Annotated in this window: 3 protein-coding genes; all 3 read right to left on the bottom strand. The window is 60.7% G+C overall.

All coding sequences use genetic code 11. The annotated features are described in order from the left end of the window. On the bottom strand, nucleotides 1–1,624 hold a 1,624-nt coding region (locus tag BHD06_RS22535; RefSeq protein ID WP_080459177.1), incomplete at its 3' end, for an IS66 family transposase. A 62-nt stretch (nucleotides 1,625–1,686) separates the two neighbouring features. Then, entirely contained in the window at nucleotides 1,687–2,034 is a 348-nt protein-coding gene (tnpB, locus tag BHD06_RS22530) for an IS66 family insertion sequence element accessory protein TnpB (RefSeq protein ID WP_080459176.1), read from the bottom strand. Further along, nucleotides 2,031–2,444: a transposase gene (locus tag BHD06_RS22525; protein ID WP_217805725.1), complete on the bottom strand. Its 414-nt coding sequence runs from the start codon at nucleotides 2,442–2,444 to the stop codon at nucleotides 2,031–2,033. The genes tnpB and BHD06_RS22525 overlap by 4 nt, the downstream gene beginning before the upstream one ends. Nucleotides 2,445–2,498: the final 54 nt, after the last annotated feature.

Here is a 2,498-nt window from a genome sequence, read left to right as displayed (position 1 = left end):
TGTCCGTCACGGATGGCAGTGGCACCCAATTCCACGGCAGCAACTCATTTAGCTTGTTGATCTTGTGATCATGGATGCGGTCGAGCACGTCGGCGAGATAGGCCAGCGGATCGAGGCCGTTGAGCTTGGCGGTCTCGATGAGGGTCATGGCGCGGGACAGGGTTTCCGCACCGGTATCGGCTCCCGCGAAGAGCCAGTTTTTCCGTCCTATCGCGATTGGGCGTAGGGCACGCTCGGCTGGATTGTTATCGATCGCCACACGCCCGTCGGCCAGGAACAAGCTGAAGGCCTCCTGCCGGCTGAGACCATAGCGGAAGGCCTTGGCCAGATCGCTTTTGCCCGGAATGCGCAGAAGCTGCTGTTCGGACCAGGCAAAGAAGGCTTCGACTTGTGGGCGGCTCAACTTTTGCCGTGCCGCATGGCGGAGGTCAGCGGGTTGACCGTTGATGTCGCGCTCGATGTCGTAGAGCTTGCCGATCCGGTCGAGCGCCTCGCGGGCGATCTCGGACTTGGTCGAGGTCCAGAAGTCATGGAAGTCGCGCCGCAGGTGGGCCCAACAGGCGGCCTCGCGCAAACGGGCTGTGCCATCGGGGTCAGGCTCATAAAGCTTGGCATAGCCCTTGTAGCCGTCCGCTTGCAGGATGCCACGGGCCTTGGCCAGATGGCTGAGGACATGCTCTTCCTTCCAGTCTGGCGCGAACCGGTAGACGGCACCCGGTGGCGATGCCCCCACCCAAGGGCGTTGATCGCGCACATAGGCCCAGATCCGGCCTTGCCTGACACCTTTGCCAAGTCCCTTGTCTCGCATACCGCGATCCAGCACCCGGATCGGTGTGTCATCTGCGTGCAACAGGTCGCTGGCCATGATGTCCGCCTCGATCCGTTCGATCAGCGGCGACAGGGTCTTCATGGCCCGGCCGCACCAGCCGACAAGGGTGCTTTCGGGAATGTCAGCCCCCATGCGTTCGAAGATTTCGTGTTGGCGATACAAAGGCAGGTGATCGTCAAATTTGGAGACCAGCACATGCGCCAGCAGGTTCGGCCCCGCCATGCTGCCCGGGATCGGACGGCTGGGAGCCGGCTCCTGCACCATCCGCTCGCAGCGACGGCAGGATTTCTTGATCCGGGCAATCTGGATCACCTTCATCTGGGCGGCGATCATGTCCAGCAATTCGCTGACATCCTCGCCCACCACGCGCAGGTCGCCGCCGCAGTCAGGGCAGCAGGCACCGGGATCAAGTTCGCGGCGCTCGCGCGGCGTCACGTCCGAGACACGTGGGCGGCGGCGCAAAGTAGGCGCACCAGCAGTTTCCGGTGAAGGCTCATCCTGCCCTTCGTCGATGGGCGCATCATCTTCCTCGGCCACCGCTACCAGCAGGTCTTCGAGCGCCAGTTCCAACTGCTCAATCTCGCGCTCAACCTTTTCCGAGGACTTGCCGAAGGCCAGTTTCTGTAACTTGGCGATCCGCAGACGCAGGGCCTGAACCAGCTGATCATGGACGCGCAATGTCGCCGATATCTTGGCATTCTCAGCCTCGATCCGGGCATTTTCCGCCTGCAATGCGGCGATCACCGCCCTCAATTCGGCGGGATCATCAGGCAAGTTTTCGGCAGGTTTCGACATGCGCCTGACTACCAAAAATCAGGCCAAAGCACCATATAAATAAAGCAATTCCGGACGCAAAATCACCCGACACGTGCAGGTGGAGCACCCCAATTCGGACGCCGCCAGTCGATCCCCTCCCAGAGCATCGCGAGCTGTGCAGATGTCATCCGCACCGCTCCATCCTTGGCGCTCGGCCAAGGAAAGCGTCCGCGCTCGAGCACCTTGTAATAAAGGCAAAATCCCTGACCATCCCAATACAGCAGCTTGATCCGATCCCCGCGTCGCCCCCGGAATGCAAACACTGCGCCGCTGGTGGGTTTCTGATGCAGGACGTCCTGCGCCAGTGCTGCCAACCCCGCGATTCCTTTCCGCATATCTGTCACGCCGCAGGCCAAATATACGCGAACACCGGTGCCGGGACCGATCATGCCACCTCCACCGCGCGGATCAGCGCCGTCAGTGCGGCCGGGTCAATCGTGCTATTAAAATGAAGGCGGTGGCCGCACCGTAAGCGCAATTCGACTGCAACTGGTGGCGACGTATCAGCTGCCGTAGGCTGCGCCGTCGGAACTGGCATATCCAAAGGGTAGAAAAGCGCTCCGGCATCAGGCGACCATAGACCCTTCTTCTTCAGCTCATGCCGCCATTTATAAATCTGCTGCCGCGTGATCTCGTGACGCTGTGCCACCTGTGTCACTGTTGCCCCATCGATCCCAACCGACATGACAATCTCAAGCTTGTCCTCGTCACGCCAGAAACGCCGCCGCTCCAACCCAAGAACTTCTCCACGCATCAAAGACCCCGCATAAGACACGTCGCTAACGACGTAGTTAAACACGTATCTTAGATCATTGCCCAAGCGTCAGGCAGGCGGTGCCAATGGCGCGGTTAC

This window comes from Roseovarius sp. A-2 (assembly GCF_002072155.1).
GTDB lineage: Bacteria > Pseudomonadota > Alphaproteobacteria > Rhodobacterales > Rhodobacteraceae > Roseovarius.
This window is presented reverse-complemented; position numbering and strand designations above follow the sequence as displayed.

Coding starts and splice junctions, on each gene's coding strand:
- tnpB (WP_080459176.1), bottom strand. CDS start 2,034: ATGATCGGTCCCGGCACCGGTGTTCGCGTATATTTGGCCTGCGGCGTG.